1 protein-coding gene is annotated in these 334 nt (G+C 65.6%); it reads left to right on the top strand.

Going from position 1 to position 334, the window contains the following annotated elements; genetic code table 11:
- On the top strand, positions 1-334 hold a 334-nt coding region (locus SB754_RS19590), incomplete at both ends, for a hypothetical protein (RefSeq protein WP_410784067.1).

Below are 334 nucleotides of genomic sequence, written 5' to 3'. Positions count from 1 at the left end.
AAGGGTGAGGTCATCTACGGATCGACCGCACCTGCAGCCGACAAGCGCTTGGCGCAAAACCTGTGGATCGATACCACGGGCAATGCCAACACGCCCAAGCGCTGGAATGGCAGCACCTGGGTGGCCGTTACCGACAAGGTGGCCACCGACGCCGCTGCAGCCGCCGCCAATGCCCTGGCTGTGGCGCAGACCAAGGCGGATGCCCAGGCCGTTCAGAGCGTGACCACCCGGGTAACCGATGTGGAAGGCGCTGTGAGTGCGCAGGGGCAGGCCATGACCGGCCTGCAGTCGAGCCTCACAACCACCAAGCAGGATGTGACGGCCGCCCAGCAAG

This window comes from Leifsonia sp. SIMBA_070 (genome assembly GCF_046534635.1).
Taxonomy (GTDB): Bacteria; Actinomycetota; Actinomycetes; order Actinomycetales; family Microbacteriaceae; genus Leifsonia.
This window is presented reverse-complemented; position numbering and strand designations above follow the sequence as displayed.